The sequence below is a fragment of the Undibacterium sp. 14-3-2 genome (assembly GCF_016595265.1).
Classification (GTDB): Bacteria; Pseudomonadota; Gammaproteobacteria; order Burkholderiales; family Burkholderiaceae_D; genus Undibacterium; species Undibacterium aquatile.
This window is the reverse complement of sequence record NZ_JAENGS010000002.1, coordinates 65,866-81,966: the sequence shown is the minus strand read 5'-3', so window position 1 is coordinate 81,966 and position 16,101 is coordinate 65,866. Positions and strand designations below refer to the sequence as shown.

The following is a 16,101-nucleotide window of genomic DNA, read 5'->3' as shown; positions in this document are numbered from 1 at the left end:
AGTTTCCTCATCTATACCTTCTATCGCCATGATTTCATCTCTCCAGCCAGCAATAATCACTAAGATGGCAAGCGCAATTCGTGCCTTGTCTATGGATGCAGTACAAAAAGCTAATTCCGGTCATCCGGGCGCGCCTATGGGCATGGCAGATATTGCTGTGGCATTGTGGAAAGGCCATTACCGTCATAATCCATCGAATCCGCAATGGATTAACCGCGACCGTTTTGTGCTATCGAATGGACATGGTTCGATGCTGCATTACTCCTTGCTGCATCTGACAGGCTACGACCTGTCTATGGATGAAATCAAAAATTTCCGTCAATTACATTCGAAAACAGCCGGTCACCCGGAAGTGCATGTCACGCCGGGTGTGGAGACAACGACGGGCCCGTTGGGACAGGGCATTACCAATGCAGTCGGTATGGCGCTGGCTGAAAAATTATTGGCAGCCGAATTCAATCAGGGTGATCTGAAGATTGTTGATCATTACACTTACGCTTTTATGGGCGATGGCTGCCTGATGGAAGGTATCTCACACGAAGCTTGCTCACTGGCCGGCACGCTGCAATTGAATAAACTGATCGCGTTCTGGGATGACAATGGCATTTCGATTGATGGTCACGTAGAAGGCTGGTTCACCGACGATACGCCAAAACGTTTTGAAGCGTATGGCTGGAACGTCATCCGTGCGGTTGATGGTCACGATGCAAAAGCGGTGGATGCTGCGATTACATCCGCAAAAACATCGGCCAAACCAACGCTGATTTGCTGCAAAACCGTGATCGGTAAAGGCTCTCCTAACATGGAAGGCACGCACAATGTGCATGGCGCAGCGTTGGGCGATAAAGAAATTGCTGCAGTACGCGCTAACATTGGTTGGGAATATCCTCCATTTGAAATACCGGCAGACGTTTACGCCGCTTGGGATGCGAAAGCAGACGGCGCCAAAGCTGAAGCTGACTGGAATACACAATTTGCAGCTTACTCTGCACAGTTCCCGCACAAAGCAGCTGAACTGACACGCCGTATGAAGGGTGATTTGCCAGCGAATTTTGATGAGGTCGTGGCAAATGCCATCGCCGCCTGCGTCGAGAAAAAAGAAAATATCGCTACCCGTAAAGCGAGCCAGAATGCAATTCAGGCGTTTGCTCCATCGCTGCCAGAATTCCTCGGCGGCTCTGCCGATTTGACCGGTTCTAACCTGACTAACTGGAAAGAATGCGTCGCGGTACGTGGTAATCAGGCCGGTAATCATATCAATTACGGTGTGCGCGAATTCGGCATGAGCGCGATCATGAATGGTATCGCCTTGCATGGCGGTTATATTCCTTTCGGCGCGACTTTCCTGACTTTCTCAGATTACAGCCGCAATGCGATTCGCATGGCAGCGCTGATGAAAATCCGTACGCTGTTTGTGTTCACGCATGATTCTATCGGTCTCGGTGAAGATGGCCCTACCCATCAATCCGTTGAGCACGTTTCCAGTATGCGTTTGATCCCGAATCTGGATAACTGGCGTCCGTGCGATACCGTGGAATCTGCTGCGGCCTGGGCGCATGCGGTTAAACGCAATGACGGCCCATCGACCTTGATTTTCTCGCGTCAGAATTTGCCGTATCAGGAGCGTACAGCACAACAGATCGCTGACATTCAGCGTGGTGGCTATGTTCTGCAAGATGCAGCAGATGCGAAAGCGGTGCTGATCGCAACCGGTTCTGAAATCGAGCTGGCCGTTAAATCCGCAGCCGCATTGGCAGAACAGGGTATTGCAGTGCGTGTGGTGTCTATTCCATCGACAGATGTATTTGATCGTCAGGATGCTGCGTACAAGACTGCAGTGTTGGGCAAGGGTTTGCCACGTATTGCGATTGAGGCTGGCGTAACGGACTTCTGGTACAAATATGTTGGTCTGGAAGGTGCTGTCGTCGGTATCGACACGTTTGGGGAATCCGCTCCGGCAGGTGTCTTGTTTAAGTATTTTGGCTTTACAGTTGAAAATGTGGTCGCCAAGGTCAAGGCGACGCTGGCTTGAGTACGATGACAGATTTAGTTGACAGCACTGTGAGCCTTATCAAAGAAGTCAGTCTGCGTCGTGCTACTGTGGCGGACGCAGAAGCAATCGCCGCCGTGCGTGTGGAAAGCTGGCAAACCACCTACCGCGGCATGATTCCGGACACGTATCTGGATCAGATGCGTATTGAAGATAGCTTCCTGCATTGGAAGCAGATACTGGAAGCCTTGCCTGCTGCAGGTGACCGCGTGTGCGTGTACGTTGCTGAAAGCGAAGGGCACATTATCGGATTCGCGTCTGGTATGTTGTTGCCAGAGCCTAAGTTGGGAATGCGCGCAGAATTGACCGCAATTTATCTGCGTCCGGTCTGGCAGCGTTCTGGCATTGGTCGTCGTCTGCTGCAAAAGGTCGCCCGTACATTGCAAGCGCAGGGCGCTGATAATTTGCTGGTCTGGGTGATTTCAGGTAATGCCATTGCCCGCAATTTTTACGAAGATCTGGGTGCTACTTTACTGCATGAACAGGCATTTACCTGGGATGGCATCGATTTGAAAGAAGTCGGTTACGGCTGGCGCGATTTATCGGTGCTGATGGCATCGGTGCATGCGATGCCGACATCGAGTGCAGTACACTGAGATTTTTGCAAAATAGTTTGATTTTTATTGTTCTTTTATTGTTGTTTAGTCCTTTGGAGATAAAACCATGACGATTCGCGTCGCAATCAACGGCTATGGCCGTATCGGCCGCAACATCCTTCGCGCTCACTATGAAGGTGGTAAGTTCAAGAACGAGATCCAGATCGTCGCGATCAACGACCTCGGTAATGCAGAATCCAATGCTCACCTGACACGCTATGACACAGCCCACGGTAAGTTCCCTGGCACCGTCGTGGTTGAAGGCGACTCCATGATCGTCAATGGCGACAAGATCAAAGTATTTGCAGAGCGCAATCCTGCGAACATTCCTTGGGGTGAGTTGAATGTTGACGTCGTGCTGGAATGTACCGGCTTCTTCACAACCAAAGAAAAAGCCTCTGCCCATCTGGCTGGCGGCGCAAAGAAAGTCATCATCTCCGCACCAGGCGGTAAAGATGTTGATGCAACCGTTGTTTATGGCGTGAACCATGGCGTGTTGAAATCCACAGACACTGTGATCTCCAATGCATCCTGCACAACGAATTGCCTCGCACCATTGGCAAAACCATTGAACGACGCGATCGGTATCGAAAGCGGTTTGATGACAACCATCCATGCTTACACCAATGACCAGGTATTGACAGATGTGATGCATGAAGATCTGCGTCGTGCACGTTCTGCAACGATGAGCATGATTCCAACCAAAACAGGTGCAGCCGCTGCAGTTGGTTTGGTATTGCCAGAGTTGAACGGCAAACTGGATGGTTACGCAATGCGCGTTCCAACCATCAATGTTTCTGTGGTTGATCTGACTTTCATCGCAAAACGCGATACGACAGTAGAAGAAATCAATAAAGTCTTGAAAGACGCATCCGAAGGCGCCTTGAAAGGTATCCTGGACTACAACAAAGCACCACTGGTGTCGGTTGATTTCAACCACAACCCAGCATCTTCCACTTACGACGAAACATTGACGAAAGTAAACGGCGGCCGTTTGGTAAAAGTATCGAGCTGGTATGACAACGAGTGGGGCTTCTCCAACCGTATGCTCGACACGACTGTTGCACTGATGAGCGCAAAATAATTCTGCGTTTTGATTTCAAAAAATACCCCGAACTTTCGGGGTATTTTTTTGTCCAACGAATTCAGAATACTTGAATTTGTCAAAGTTCAATGCAAGATGACAGGAGCAGCCTTGTGTAACTACTGCCTACTCTGTAGAAATGCGACACATCACAGCAATCATTACATAACAGGAGCCGTATGATGAAATTGAAGAAATTGTTTTCACAGAATAAAGGCTTTATCGTTTTCATGTTAGGGATGGCGCTGGTACGTGGTGCTCTTGCTGATTATTACCTTGTGCCGTCAAGCTCCATGTATCCGACCCTGCTTGAGGGCGACAGAGTGATTTGTGACCGCATCGCTTACGATATCAAGTTGCCTTTAACTGATGTCATTCTCAAGCATGTGTCTGATCCACAGCGTGGCGATGTCGTGACTTTTTCATCCCCGGAAGATGGTACCCGGCTGGTGAAGCGCCTGATCGCAATCCCGGGCGATGTGGTTGAAATGCGTGATGAGCATTTACTCATTAACGGTCAGGCAGCCAATTATGAGCCGACAAAACTTGCAACTGCCGATCACCTGACACCACAACGCGAATATGGCGGGCTGCAGCAAGTGTATAAAGAGCAGCTTGGCAGCCTCAATCATCACATCATTGTGATGCCTGAACGCGCATCTATGCGTAACTTTGGCCCGGTTCGCGTGCCTGATGGCGAGTACCTGATGCTTGGAGATAATCGTGATAACAGCAAAGATTCGCGCTACATCGGTTTTGTTAAACGTGAACTGATTACCGGCCAGGTGAGGCGTTTAATGTTTTCTCTGAATGGCGATGATTATTACTTGCCTCGTATCGAGCGATTTGGCGCAAAACTGTAGAAGAGGTCTGAAGTCTGGTATTGACTGTAATGCCCGATTTCCGGATTCACTGCTGACGTTGTGCATTGGCCGTTCTTTTTGGAATGTATATTTTTGTGAAAACAATCAAAAGTACGACAGATTTATTGCGCTGCACAGTGACTAATACTGGACTGCAAGCAACAACTCATTAATCATTTGAACGGTAAGGCAACATAACAACCATGCATCGGCATCAGGTCGGGCGTCATCAGGAGATAAGACATGAAATTAATGAGTAAGCTATTTTTGTTGGCCGTAATGGGCTTTTTTATGACCACAGCCATGGCAAAAGATGAGCGTGGCTCGACGGCGGAGGCGCAGGCCTTAGTCAAAAAAGGAATTGCTCACATCAAGAAGGTTGGAAAAGAAAAAGCGTTTGCCGATTTTAATGATGCGTCCAACAAAGATTTCCACGACCGGGATCTGTATCTGTTTGTCTACGATATGAACGGCATCAGTCTGTCACATGGCGCTAATCCAAAGATGATCGGCAAAAATTTGCTGGATTTGAAGGTTGAGGGAAAACCGATTATCAAGGAAATGATTGCGGCTCTTAAAACGAAGAATGACGGCTGGATTGATTATCAGTGGCCGAATCCTGTAACCAAGGGCTTGGAAACAAAATCCAGTTATTTTGAAAAAAATGACGATTACTTTCTTGGATGCGGTGCGTATAAATAAGTCATAGCATCGGCGATTCTTCTGTTCGCCATCAATAAAAAACAGCGCTGGATCAGCGCTGTTTTTTTTATTCTATTGTTGTTCTTTAATGCTGATCTGACATTGCTCAGCGTGGACCTTTATATCCCAGCGCAGCAGAAATCTGGTGCGCAGTTTCCATTAAATTGTTTTTCCAGTCTTCTTGCAAACGATCGGCTGGTGCTGAAATCGACAGACCAGCGATCATTTTTCCGCTGTCGTCGTGAATGCCGGCAGCCATGCAGCGCACACCCAATTCCAGTTCTTCGTTATCTTTGGCATAACCGGTTTGACGAACTTCTGCAAGTTCCTTTTCCAGTTTGGAAAGATCCGTAATGGAGTTTTTATTGTGGCCAGATAGCCCGGTACGTGTTGCGTAAGCCCGTATCGCTTTCGGCTCATCCAGAGATAAAAATAATTTGCCGGTTGATGTCAGATGTAATGGCGCACGGCCACCGATGGCTCTGACAACTTGCATGCCGGAGCGTTCAGAGAAAGCACGGTCGATATAAACGATATCATCCCCCTGACGCACAGACAGATTGATCGTCTGATTTGTCTGCCGGTGCAAGGTACGCATAAATTCCAGCGCGGTTTCTCGCACGTTCAGATGACTTTTGACGATATTGCCAAGTTCAAGCAAACGCATACCTAACTGGTAATAACCTGTATCGGCGCGATCAACGAAGCGCGTTTTGACCAGATCGTTCAAAATCCGGTGAGCGGTAGACGGATGCAAGCCCGTTTCAGATGCCAGCTCTTTCAAACTGACCGGATCTTGATAATGCGCAAGCGCATCAAGCAGAGAAACCATGCGTTCTATAACTTGTATGGAGGTTTTTTCTGAAGCTGGAGCGTCGTTTTTCATAATCTCGGTGGTGCAGTGCAATATTTAAGTTATACCACAATGTGAAAAAATCGTCATTGACTCGACAATGAAAAGACAAGCTGAGCCGCAAATTTAGTAAAAAACGATGCAAATTCGCTGCAAACGATATGATTGGGGTGTCGAAAAAATAATCTTTTGGGCTTGAACAGGCTCGCATGTTTATTTCAAACCATGCCGCAGAAAAGTGATTTTCGTCATCATTTTGAAATGGAGTGTGAAGCTTTGTCATGTAAAATCCGGCGGCAAGGTGGGAGCAGGATATGGCTCCTCCGTTTTTTTCTCACAAGGGATAACGATGTCAGATCAGGAACAACCGATCAGCGAGTTCAAAAGTAAAAGTGGTTTGCGACGCATTTTTTCGGCATTTTTTTATTCGATTGATGGTTTTCGTTCAGCCTGGATCAACGAACATGCATTCCGTCAGGAATTGGTACTGGTTATTGTCGGTGTCATTGTCGCGTTGAGTCTGCCAGTAACGGCAATTGAGAAATTGATGATGATTTCGGTGTTATTACTGATACTCGTTGTTGAATTATTGAATTCCGCCGTCGAAGCGGTGGTGGACAGGGTTTCCCTTGAGCGGCATACCTTGTCAAAAAATGCCAAGGATTTTGGCAGTGCCGCCGTATTACTGACATTTTTTATCGCAGTCGGTACCTGGGCTGTCATTTTAGTGAATCGCTTTTACCCATAAGAAAAACATGTTACCTACAATTTTAACGACGAACGACGCCACGCTTGCCAGCACACTCAGCGATGCAATCAATAACAAAACCAAACCGTTGGGAAGTCTGGGGCGCCTTGAGCAACTGGCTTTACAAATAGGCTTAATACAGCAAACCACGGCACCAGTTTTGTATGACCCGGCCATTATTGTGTTTGCCGCCGATCACGGTGTTGTTGCAGAGGGAATTTCAGCCTTTCCGCAAGATGTCACCTGGCAGATGGTCGAAAATTTTCTCAGCGGCGGTGCGGCAATTAACGTGTTTGCCAGACAAAATAATATTGCGCTGCAGATTGTCGATGGGGGCGTGAATCATGAGTTTGGTGAGAGAAATGGTTTGATTCACCGTAAAGTCGCCTCTGGCACACGTAATTTTGCACAGCAGCCAGCGATGACACCGGAGCAATGTCAGCTGGCTATACAGAATGGGCGGGAACTGGTTGCAGCCTTATCCGGTAACGTGCTTGGCTTTGGTGAAATGGGTATCGGCAACACGACGGCGGCGGCAGCGTTGATGCATAAACTGACGGCGCTGCCGGTAGCTGATTGTGTGGGGGCGGGTACTGGATTATCTGCTGATGGCATACGGCATAAACAAAAGGTCATTGAAGCTGCTGTTGCGCTGCACACAGGTGTGACCGAACCTCTTGACGTCTTAGCTTGTTTTGGTGGTTTCGAAATTGCGACGATGGCTGGGGCTATGCTGGAAGCGGCTGCACGCCGTAAGGTCTTGCTGATCGACGGTTTCATTGTCAGCAGTGCTTTGCTCGTCGCGGCACGACTGCAACCGGATATTCTCGATTACTGCGTGTTTTCCCATCAATCTGACGAAAGTGGTCATTCTCGTTTATTGGAAGCGCTGAAGGTTGATCCTGTACTGAAACTCGATCTGCGTTTAGGCGAGGGCACCGGTGCGGCACTGGTCTATCCTATGGTGCAGGCGGCAGTTAACTTCCTGAATCAGATGGCGACATTTGGTTCTGCGCAAGTCAGTGAAAAGAGTGCTGACTGATGACGCTGTTAGGACAGCACGTGCTGCATCAGTTGCGCTTGTTTTTTATTGCGCTGCAGTTTTTTACGCGCATTCCTATTCCGGGCTGGGTGGGCTTTGATCCTGCCTGGCTGCACCATGCTTCTCGTTATTTTCCTGCGGTCGGTTGGGTAGTTGGTGCGGTTGCGGCCAGTACCTATGCGATTGCATCGTTGTGGTGGCCAGCCGCTGTCGCAATCCTGATGTCCATGGTGGCAAGTATTTTATTGACAGGTGCATTTCACGAAGACGGGTTTGCCGACGTCTGCGATGGGTTTTGCGGTGGGATGACACCGGTACGGGTGCTGGAGATCATGAAGGACTCACGCATAGGCGCGTATGGTGCGATTGGCATGTGTCTGATGTTGTTGTGTAAATTTATCGTGCTGGTGAGCTTGCCGACAGTGCTGGTCTTGCCCTCCTTGTTGTTGGCACATCCGTTGTCGCGCTTATTTTCCTGCAGTCTGATCTGGCTGCTCAGTTACGCGAGACAGGAAGGGAAGGCGAAGCCGCTGGCGCAACAGATGACGTCGAATGAGTTCGGTATCGCTTGTCTCACAGTCTTGTTGCCTGCAGGAGTCATCTTGCTTTGGCACCCTTTGATGATAGATCGTCTTTTACCTGCGCTAATTTTAATGCTGCTGGCGAGTTTCTGGCTTGCACGCGTATTTTTCAAAAAAATCGGCGGATATACCGGCGATTGTCTGGGGGCCGTGCAACAACTGTCGGAACTTGCATTTTATCTTGGTGTACTGGCACGCGTTGTCAGTGTAAATACATAGCGACGTGGAAGCGTGGATACGATGCTCTTGCATTTGATACGTCATACGAGACCCCTCATCGCACCTGGTATTTGCTATGGTCAGTCAGACGTTGCCGTTACTTCATCGGACTGCAGCTCTCTGGCTGCCAGGTTGAAACCATGCTGGCCAGCGCATATTCCCGTATATTCCAGTCCTTTGCAACGTTGCACACGGTTGGCAGACTTGTTGCATCCGACACCGCTTATAGACCCTCGTATCATGGAGCTGAATTTCGGTCATTGGGAAATGCAGGCTTGGGAACAGATTTCCCGTTCAGAAATTGATGCCTGGGCTGCTGATGTCGTTCATTATCGTCCCGGGCAACAGGAAAACCTTGTGCAGATGGCTGGGAGGGTGAGTGCGTTTCTGGGCGATTTACATGCGACAGCGGAGCCTGAGGCGGTGATTGTTTGCCACGCTGGCGTCATTAAAATGATTGCCGCGTGGGAGAATGCTCTTGGAAGTGTCGGCATCGCGCAACGGGCGGTGCAGAGTAAGGATGAATTTTCATATGGTTGTTGCATTGATATTAATATTGTCATGTAGGATATGAAGGTTGGTTTTCCGTTCTGAGCTAAGTGCGGAAACCTATGGCGCGCTAACCGGTGACATTATTCTCATGATAGAACTCAGACGAGCCCCGCGTATCAATGTGAGCTGGCGTTGCGGCATCAGAATGCCGGATGGTCATTTGTTGTTGTGCCGGGCCGTGAATATTTCCGGTGAGGGCGTGTTAGTGCAGTGCCCTGAAAGTTTGCAACTCACACAAATCTACCCGATGATGATAGAAATCCCCGGTATCGCGAACAGCGATGACATTTTCCGCGTTGCATGCAAAGGATCTGTCCGGCATATCATTCTCAGTGGCGATCACTATCATGCCGGTATGCATCTGACCAATATGTCTGATTTACATTCAGAACTGGTCAATGCCTGGATTTCCAGAGCGAATAAGTTCGCTTCTTGATAAGATTATCTTGCTGTTGTCGCAATGTTGTTTTCATCCCCATCCTTGCCCGACTTGTCATCTGCCGATAGAATGACGGAGTTTTGGTGCTCGCGGACATGCTCATGTCTGCAGTTAAACGGGAAACACGATGTAATTCCGGAAATATCCAGAGATCTGCGTGCGCAATCGGCACGATAAAAGACAGATCACCGGATTTCAAGATGAAAAGCAAGAGTGTGCTGCCCCCGCAACGGTGTACAAGTTGCTGTATTTCTTTCTGTTGATTGTCACGACCTTGTTACGATAAATACGATTGATACAGCCAGCCATTTTCCAATACCACTGTGCGTTGATGCATGGGAAGGTCAGATGGTGATATTTGTCAGCCCGGATACCGGCCAGAATAAGTGAAGTGATACGGCAGGCATTTTCTGCGACGGCTACGCTGTGCAGAAATATTTGACGTTCGCTTTGTTGAATACAGCCTGCGGGGACGTTGGCTGTATGCCTCGCTTATTTTCTACATCATGAACTCTGTATTCAAACCTCTTGCCCTCGGTCTTGCCGTGGCCGCCGCATTTCCCGCATCTTCTGCATTTGCCCAGTCGATTTCTGTTTCGACCGCATCCAGCGTGATTATCACCGCGGGTCGTCAACCACAGGCCGCGATTGATGTTCTCGCCGACAATGTCGTGATCACTGCTGAGCAAATTCAACAATCAGGCGCGGCATCCGTCGTCGATCTGCTGCAACAACAACGCGGCATAGAAATCAGTCGCAATGGCGGTCCTGGTAATAATTCTTCTGTATTTATGCGTGGTGGTAACAACACGCAAAATTTGGTGTTGATCGATGGTGTCCGTGTTGGTTCTTCAACTACCGGCGGTGCGACCTGGGCGACTATCCCATTGAGTCAGATCGACCATATTGAAATCGTTTATGGTCCTTTGTCCAGCCTGTATGGTGCAGATGCCATGAGTGGCGTGATTCATATTTTTACTAAAAAAACGTCGGGTGTGTTGAATACAACGGCTTCGCTTGGTGCCGGCAGTTACGGTACGCGTAAAGTACAGGCCGGAGTTTCCGGATCTGTCAGCAGTAATCTGAGTCTGGCGCTGAATGTCGCGCATGATGAAGATGAAGGCTTTTCTGCAACCAAACCAGGCGCGGGCATCTATTCCTACAATCCCGATAAAGATGGCTACAAACTTGACAGTGTCAGCTTGCGTGCTGATTACGAAGTCAGTAAGGATCTGGAGTTTGGAGGCAAGTTTTTACAAAGCCGTTTGAATGCCCAGTTTGATTCCGGCCTTGGATATAACGATTACAGCGTACAGAACTTAGAAACCATTTCTGCTTTTGGTAAGGCACGCATTAACGATATCTGGACTGCCTCTTTGCAGTTTGCACAATCAACCGACAGAACCTTTACTGATGCCTCTTATGGCAAGAGTCAGATTGATACGGTGCAGAATCTGATCACTTTTCAGAACGATATCCGCATCGGTAAAGACGTATTGCAATTATTGGCGGAACGTCGTGAAGAAACAGTGGATACGAATACTGCGGCGCTGAATGGTGAGCGCAAGACGGATTCTCTGGCGGCATCCTATGTCTTGAAACATCAGGCTCATCTGGCGAGTGCGAGTGTGCGCTATGACCGCAGCTCGGTCTACGGTTCTCATACCACGGGCAGTGTTGCTTATGGTTATAAGCTGAATGACTCGTGGCGTGTGAACGCCAGTTATGGCAGCAGCTTCCGTGCGCCGACGTTTAACGAGTTGTATTACCCGGGTTATGGCGTTGCCTCGAATAAGCCCGAGCAAGCAAAAAATGCCGAAGCAGGCATTTATTATGAGCTTGGCGATACGCAACTCAGCGCTGTTTATTATCAGAACAAGGCAACAGACTTGCTCGTCAGCACCAATACCTGCCCTGTGGATGTAAAAGGTCATCCTTACGGTTGTGCTTACAACGTGAATAAAGCCACGATGTCTGGTCTGACTGTGGGGGCGAACACTCGTTTGGGTGACTGGAATCTGCGTGGTTCCGTCGATATTCAGGACCCGAAAGATGATACGACTGGCTTGCGTCTTGCTCGTCGCTCCAAAAAACATGGTTCCCTGGCGGCAGAATACACAATAGCGAAAGCAAAAATCGGCGTAGAAACCGTCTTTTCCGGCAATCGTTTTGATGATGTCGCAAACAAAAAGACCTTGGCTGGATACGGCTTGCTGAATATTTACGGCACGTATGAAATCATGAAAAATCTGTCATTGATTGGCCGCTGGAATAATGCGCTGAATAAAGACTATGAGCTTGCCAAAGGCTATGCAACGGCGGGATCAAATATCTTTGTTGGATTGAATTACGGTTTTAAATAATCAAAGCAAAAATTGAATCGCGAATTAAAGCGGTATTCAACATGAAGAAGAATCTGTGTCCGAATGCGGGCACAGATTTTATTTATAGAACTTACTCAAAACCGCCCCAGCGGTGTTATGGCGCCTAGTCGTACTATTCGTACTGTCTTCGTCGCCATGCCTTGCTGGGACAATTTTGCGTCAGTCCTAATTTAAATTGATCGGGCTGTACATGCGCAACAAGTTTCTTTTTTTCAGCTCGCCGCCGACGCAGGATGGTTTAATGCCTGCAAGTCGGGCGAAGCGACATGCCAGTCTGATATTTGGTTTTCTGCTGTTTTTCACCTTCGCCAGCATTATATTTGCTGGCCTCACAGGTTCTGTCGCGCTGAGTTTTTCCGAGCTGGCTGATGCTGCTATGGAATTGATGCGCGGCCCCGCCAATTCTCTTGCCGCGAGTTTGCTTGAATTGCGACTTTCGCGTGCATTCACAGGATTCATCACCGGTGCCACGCTTGCCTTGTCCGGCGTCATGATGCAGGCCTTGTTGCGTAATCCCCTCGCAGACCCTTATGTACTGGGCATTTCCGGCGGAGCATCTGTCGGCGCGCTGGCCACAATCTTATTCTATGGCGCGTTCTGGATGGTTGATCTGGCTGCGTTCGGCGGGGCGCTTGCGGTTGCCTTGCTCTTATTCGGCCTCGCCTACCGTGATTTCCGTGGCAGTGGCAGCAGCGATGGCAGCGCGCCCGTGTTATTGCTGACCGGCGTGATAGTCGCGTCCGGTTGCGGTGCATTGATTACCTTGATGTTGTCGGTAGCACCCGATAGCCGTTTGCGCGGCATGGTGTTCTGGATGATAGGAGATTTATCCGGGGCGCAGTCGCGCTATTTGCCATGGGTGGTCGGCGCTGGCGTATTTTTGTTTGCGATGCGAAATGCGCGTGCGATCAATATTGCAGCGATGCATGCGGATGTCGCCAGTACGCTGGGCGTGAATATCGGACGTTTGCGTCAGCTCTTATTTTTATGTTCGGCCTTACTGACGGCCAGTGCGGTCAGCACAGCGGGCAGCATAGGATTTGTCGGCCTGATTATGCCGCATGCATGTCGCTTTGCTTTGGGGCCAGACCACCGTTTATTGATCCCAGCTGCAACGCTGGCGGGTGGCAGTTTTCTGGTCCTTGCCGACACGATTGCGCGTACCGTGGTGGCACCACAGCAGTTGCCGGTGGGGGTAATTACCGCCGTCATCGGCGTGCCGGTGTTTTTGTTGCAGTTGCATCAGTTGCGCCGCCGCTAACGAGAATGGGACGATAACGATGAAAACCCATCATTTGAATTTAACTGCTGGCAAACGCCTGCTGGTGCAAGAGTTGAACTGGCAGGTAAACGCGGGCGAATGCTGGTGCATTATTGGCCGCAACGGTGCCGGTAAAAGTACCTTGTTACGCACACTGGCAGGCTTGCGTCCGGTGGAATCCGGAGACATTTTTTTAGACGGAAAATCGCTGTCGACATGGCCACTGGCAGAGCTTGCGCGTGAACGTGCTTTTTTATCGCAATCCCGCACCGATGCATTCGGTTATTCGGCCATCGAGACGGTATTGAGCGCACGCCATCCCTATCATGATGCCCATTACTGGGAATCCGGCGATGACATGCAGATTGCCTTAGATGCGATGCGCGAACTGGACGTTGCTGATCTGGCACAACGCGATGTCCGCAGCTTGTCTGGCGGCGAGCGTCAGCGTGTTGCAATTGCCGCCTTGCTGGCGCAGGATGCGCAACTCATGCTGCTGGATGAACCTGCAAACGCACTCGATCTCGCGCATCAGGTGAGTGTCATGCAATTGCTGTCGCGTTGTTGTCGCGAAAAAAATAAGTCCGTCATTATGGTCAGTCATGACCTGAATCTTGCTCAACGCATTGCCAGTCACGCCTTGTTGTTAATGGGCGATGGTCAATGGCTGGCTGGCAGCGCTGAAGACATGCTGACTGCCGCACAATTGGGCGCTTGTCTTGGTTATCCGATAGAGCGCTTTGAGCATCACGGTCAGATACTTTTTATACCGAAAAATTAAATAATTATGAGCGACCTTCCTTCTGCACCGATTGCTTCATCTATCGATAGCGACAATATCAACACCCGCCATCAGCGCCGCATGGAACGCAAGAAAGCGCTGATGGATGAAAAAATTCAGCAAGCCCAGCGCACGACAGGTGTATTGCTGATCCATACCGGTAATGGCAAGGGAAAAAGTTCCAGTGCATTTGGTATGGTGATGCGCGCATTAGGGCATGGCATGAAAGTCGGTGTTGTGCAATTTATCAAAGGGGCGATGTCAACCGGAGAAGAAATTTTCCTGCGTCGTTTTCCTGATGAAGTCGAGTTCTACGCGATGGGCGAAGGTTATACCTGGGAGACGCAGAATCGTGATCGTGATATTGAAAAAGCGACGGTCGCATGGGCGCAGGCAAAGAAGTTTCTGAGTGATCCCAGCATCGGCCTGGTGGTGTTTGATGAACTCAATATTGCGCTGAAATACCATTATCTGGATCTCGATACGGTGATTGCCGATCTGGACGCCCGTCCTGAAATGCAGCACGTGGTTGTCACTGGCCGCGGTGCATTGCCGGAGTTGATTGCGATAGCAGATACCGTGACAGAAATGAATGTCGTAAAACATGCATTCAAAGATGGCATCGTGGCGCAGGTAGGAGTTGAATGGTGATAGCTCAGGCCAAAGTGGTGTTGGTATCTGCGATCGCGTCCGGACAAGGAAAAACAACGACAACGGCGGCGCTTGCCCGCAAGTTGCGTGGGCAAGGTAAGATCGTCAGAATCTTTAAAACCGGGCCGGATTTTATCGACCCGATGATCCTCGAACGTGCTGGTGGCTCCCCCGTCTATTCGCTCGATTTATGGATGGTCGGGCAATCAGCATCGCAGGCCATGCTGGCGCAGGCGGCGCTGGAAGCGGATGTGATTCTGATAGAAGGCGTGATGGGGTTGTACGATGGCAGACCATCTTCCGCCGATCTGGCGCGTGCTTTTGGTGTGCCGGTACTTGCGGTGTTGGATGTTGCTGCTATGGCGCAGACTGTGGGCGCGCTGGCGCTGGGCTTGCGGGACTTCGGGCCGGTTCATCTGGCCGGCGTGATCGCTAACCGTGTTGCCTCTGCTGGGCATGGAAAAATGGTGGCAGCCGCGATGCGGGACATTCCTTTGCTCGGATACCTGCCACGCCAGGTCGAAGTGCTGCCTGAGCGACATCTGGGGCTGGTATTGCCGGAGGAAGTAGGACAAATTGATACCATGCTTGATACCATGGCAGAGCAGCTCGATCTCGATATGCAGGCATGGGACGCCTTACCTGAAACACAGTTTGCGCTTGCTGCCACTGCCGCGATTCCTCGCTTGTTGGAAGGGAAAAAAATTGCAGTTGCCCGTGATGCCGCATTTGCTTTTATCTATGCCGCAAATCTGGATACTCTGCGCATGCTGGGTGCAGAATTGCTGTTCTTTTCTCCGCTTGCCGATCAGCCTGTTCCTGCCCAAGCCGATGCCCTGTATCTGCCTGGCGGTTATCCCGAATTGCACGCGGCGACCTTGAGCACTGCGCAACAATGGATAGCGTCGGTCAACGTGGCACATGCTGCCGGTATGCCGATATTGGCCGAGTGTGGCGGCATGATGGCGCTGACGGAAGGATTGGTTGATCACGATGGAAAATATTGGCCTATGGCTGGTTTGCTGAGCGGTGAAGTGCACATGCAGAAAAAACTTGCAGCACTCGGCGCGCAGGCATGGCATTTTTCTGACGGAGATTTACGCGGTCATACTTTTCACTATTCGCGCTTCGACACATCGCTGCATCCAGTTGTTCATACGATCAAAAATGCGCATTACTCCGACAGCGATCAAGGCGAAGCGATTTATCAGTGCGGGCACTTGCATGCCTCGTATTTTCATGCCTATTTTGCGTCGAACCCGATAGCCGCAGCGCGCTTATTTTTAAGGACTTGA

Annotated in this window: 16 protein-coding genes and 1 riboswitch; of the genes, 15 read left to right on the top strand and 1 reads right to left on the bottom strand. The window is 49.8% G+C overall.

Annotated features, from left to right (window positions below):
* Positions 1-22: 22 nt before the first annotated feature.
* From tkt to Undi14_RS04895, 5 genes are all read left to right on the top strand, one after another.
* Positions 23-2,032, top strand: coding sequence for a transketolase (gene tkt / locus Undi14_RS04915; protein WP_370589912.1), 2,010 nt, complete (start codon positions 23-25; stop codon positions 2,030-2,032).
* A 5-nt stretch (positions 2,033-2,037) separates the two neighbouring features.
* Complete coding sequence (locus tag Undi14_RS04910) at positions 2,038-2,646, top strand: GNAT family N-acetyltransferase (RefSeq protein WP_200178391.1); 609 nt, start codon at positions 2,038-2,040, stop codon at positions 2,644-2,646.
* Positions 2,647-2,713: 67 nt separating this feature from the next.
* Positions 2,714-3,730, top strand: a complete 1,017-nt coding sequence (gap, locus tag Undi14_RS04905) for a type I glyceraldehyde-3-phosphate dehydrogenase (protein WP_186883268.1) — start codon at positions 2,714-2,716, stop codon at positions 3,728-3,730.
* A 179-nt stretch (positions 3,731-3,909) separates the two neighbouring features.
* Positions 3,910-4,593 carry a signal peptidase I gene (gene lepB / locus Undi14_RS04900; RefSeq protein WP_200178389.1) on the top strand — a complete coding sequence of 228 codons (684 nt, stop codon included), beginning with the start codon at positions 3,910-3,912 and terminating at the stop codon, positions 4,591-4,593.
* A 243-nt stretch (positions 4,594-4,836) separates the two neighbouring features.
* Positions 4,837-5,295, top strand: a complete 459-nt coding sequence (locus tag Undi14_RS04895) for a cache domain-containing protein (RefSeq protein WP_186883270.1) — start codon at positions 4,837-4,839, stop codon at positions 5,293-5,295.
* A 106-nt stretch (positions 5,296-5,401) separates the two neighbouring features.
* Here Undi14_RS04895 and Undi14_RS04890 read toward each other — a convergent pair whose 3' ends face one another.
* On the bottom strand, positions 5,402-6,181 hold the full coding sequence (locus tag Undi14_RS04890) for an IclR family transcriptional regulator (RefSeq protein ID WP_186883271.1): 780 nt from the start codon (positions 6,179-6,181) through the stop codon (positions 5,402-5,404).
* Between the two features lie 316 nt (positions 6,182-6,497).
* Here Undi14_RS04890 and Undi14_RS04885 point away from each other — a divergent pair, with 316 nt between their 5' ends.
* The 10 genes from Undi14_RS04885 (at position 6,498) to Undi14_RS04840 (ending at position 16,101) form a co-directional block, all read left to right on the top strand.
* Positions 6,498-6,896 carry a diacylglycerol kinase gene (locus Undi14_RS04885; RefSeq protein WP_186883272.1) on the top strand — a complete coding sequence of 133 codons (399 nt, stop codon included), beginning with the start codon at positions 6,498-6,500 and terminating at the stop codon, positions 6,894-6,896.
* Between the two features lie 7 nt (positions 6,897-6,903).
* Positions 6,904-7,938, top strand: a complete 1,035-nt coding sequence (gene cobT, locus Undi14_RS04880) for a nicotinate-nucleotide--dimethylbenzimidazole phosphoribosyltransferase (RefSeq protein ID WP_200178387.1) — start codon at positions 6,904-6,906, stop codon at positions 7,936-7,938.
* Positions 7,938-8,738, top strand: coding sequence for an adenosylcobinamide-GDP ribazoletransferase (locus Undi14_RS04875; protein ID WP_200178385.1), 801 nt, complete (start codon positions 7,938-7,940; stop codon positions 8,736-8,738). The genes cobT and Undi14_RS04875 overlap by 1 nt, the downstream gene beginning before the upstream one ends.
* Positions 8,739-8,759: 21 nt before the next feature.
* A complete protein-coding gene (locus Undi14_RS04870; RefSeq protein ID WP_234030473.1) occupies positions 8,760-9,305 on the top strand; it encodes a histidine phosphatase family protein in 546 nt (181 codons plus the stop codon).
* 10 nt (positions 9,306-9,315) lie between these two features.
* Positions 9,316-9,726, top strand: coding sequence for a PilZ domain-containing protein (locus tag Undi14_RS04865; protein ID WP_200178381.1), 411 nt, complete (start codon positions 9,316-9,318; stop codon positions 9,724-9,726).
* A 67-nt stretch (positions 9,727-9,793) separates the two neighbouring features.
* Positions 9,794-10,126, top strand: a riboswitch (cobalamin riboswitch).
* Positions 10,127-10,235: 109 nt separating this feature from the next.
* Positions 10,236-12,092, top strand: a complete 1,857-nt coding sequence (locus Undi14_RS04860; protein WP_200178379.1) for a TonB-dependent receptor domain-containing protein — start codon at positions 10,236-10,238, stop codon at positions 12,090-12,092.
* Between the two features lie 262 nt (positions 12,093-12,354).
* Positions 12,355-13,374: an iron ABC transporter permease gene (locus Undi14_RS04855; protein ID WP_200178378.1), complete on the top strand. Its 1,020-nt coding sequence runs from the start codon at positions 12,355-12,357 to the stop codon at positions 13,372-13,374.
* A 19-nt stretch (positions 13,375-13,393) separates the two neighbouring features.
* Positions 13,394-14,155 (top strand): ABC transporter ATP-binding protein, encoded by a 762-nt coding sequence (locus Undi14_RS04850; protein ID WP_200178377.1) that lies wholly within the window; start codon positions 13,394-13,396, stop codon positions 14,153-14,155.
* A 6-nt stretch (positions 14,156-14,161) separates the two neighbouring features.
* Positions 14,162-14,806, top strand: a complete 645-nt coding sequence (gene cobO, locus Undi14_RS04845) for a cob(I)yrinic acid a,c-diamide adenosyltransferase (protein ID WP_200178376.1) — start codon at positions 14,162-14,164, stop codon at positions 14,804-14,806.
* Positions 14,800-16,101, top strand: coding sequence for a cobyrinate a,c-diamide synthase (locus tag Undi14_RS04840; protein WP_200178375.1), 1,302 nt, complete (start codon positions 14,800-14,802; stop codon positions 16,099-16,101). The genes cobO and Undi14_RS04840 overlap by 7 nt, the downstream gene beginning before the upstream one ends.

Excerpts from the sequence above, each read along its gene's own strand:
- Undi14_RS04910 (WP_200178391.1), top strand. The coding sequence starts at position 2,038 with ATGACAGATTTAGTTGACAGCACTGTGAGCCTTATCAAAGAAGTCAGT.
- gap (WP_186883268.1), top strand. The coding sequence starts at position 2,714 with ATGACGATTCGCGTCGCAATCAACGGCTATGGCCGTATCGGCCGCAAC.
- lepB (WP_200178389.1), top strand. The coding sequence starts at position 3,910 with ATGATGAAATTGAAGAAATTGTTTTCACAGAATAAAGGCTTTATCGTT.
- Undi14_RS04895 (WP_186883270.1), top strand. The coding sequence starts at position 4,837 with ATGAAATTAATGAGTAAGCTATTTTTGTTGGCCGTAATGGGCTTTTTT.
- Undi14_RS04890 (WP_186883271.1), bottom strand. The coding sequence starts at position 6,181 with ATGAAAAACGACGCTCCAGCTTCAGAAAAAACCTCCATACAAGTTATA.
- Undi14_RS04885 (WP_186883272.1), top strand. The coding sequence starts at position 6,498 with ATGTCAGATCAGGAACAACCGATCAGCGAGTTCAAAAGTAAAAGTGGT.
- cobT (WP_200178387.1), top strand. The coding sequence starts at position 6,904 with ATGTTACCTACAATTTTAACGACGAACGACGCCACGCTTGCCAGCACA.
- Undi14_RS04875 (WP_200178385.1), top strand. The coding sequence starts at position 7,938 with ATGACGCTGTTAGGACAGCACGTGCTGCATCAGTTGCGCTTGTTTTTT.
- Undi14_RS04870 (WP_234030473.1), top strand. The coding sequence starts at position 8,760 with ATGCTCTTGCATTTGATACGTCATACGAGACCCCTCATCGCACCTGGT.
- Undi14_RS04860 (WP_200178379.1), top strand. The coding sequence starts at position 10,236 with ATGAACTCTGTATTCAAACCTCTTGCCCTCGGTCTTGCCGTGGCCGCC.
- Undi14_RS04855 (WP_200178378.1), top strand. The coding sequence starts at position 12,355 with ATGCCTGCAAGTCGGGCGAAGCGACATGCCAGTCTGATATTTGGTTTT.
- Undi14_RS04850 (WP_200178377.1), top strand. The coding sequence starts at position 13,394 with ATGAAAACCCATCATTTGAATTTAACTGCTGGCAAACGCCTGCTGGTG.
- cobO (WP_200178376.1), top strand. The coding sequence starts at position 14,162 with ATGAGCGACCTTCCTTCTGCACCGATTGCTTCATCTATCGATAGCGAC.
- Undi14_RS04840 (WP_200178375.1), top strand. The coding sequence starts at position 14,800 with ATGGTGATAGCTCAGGCCAAAGTGGTGTTGGTATCTGCGATCGCGTCC.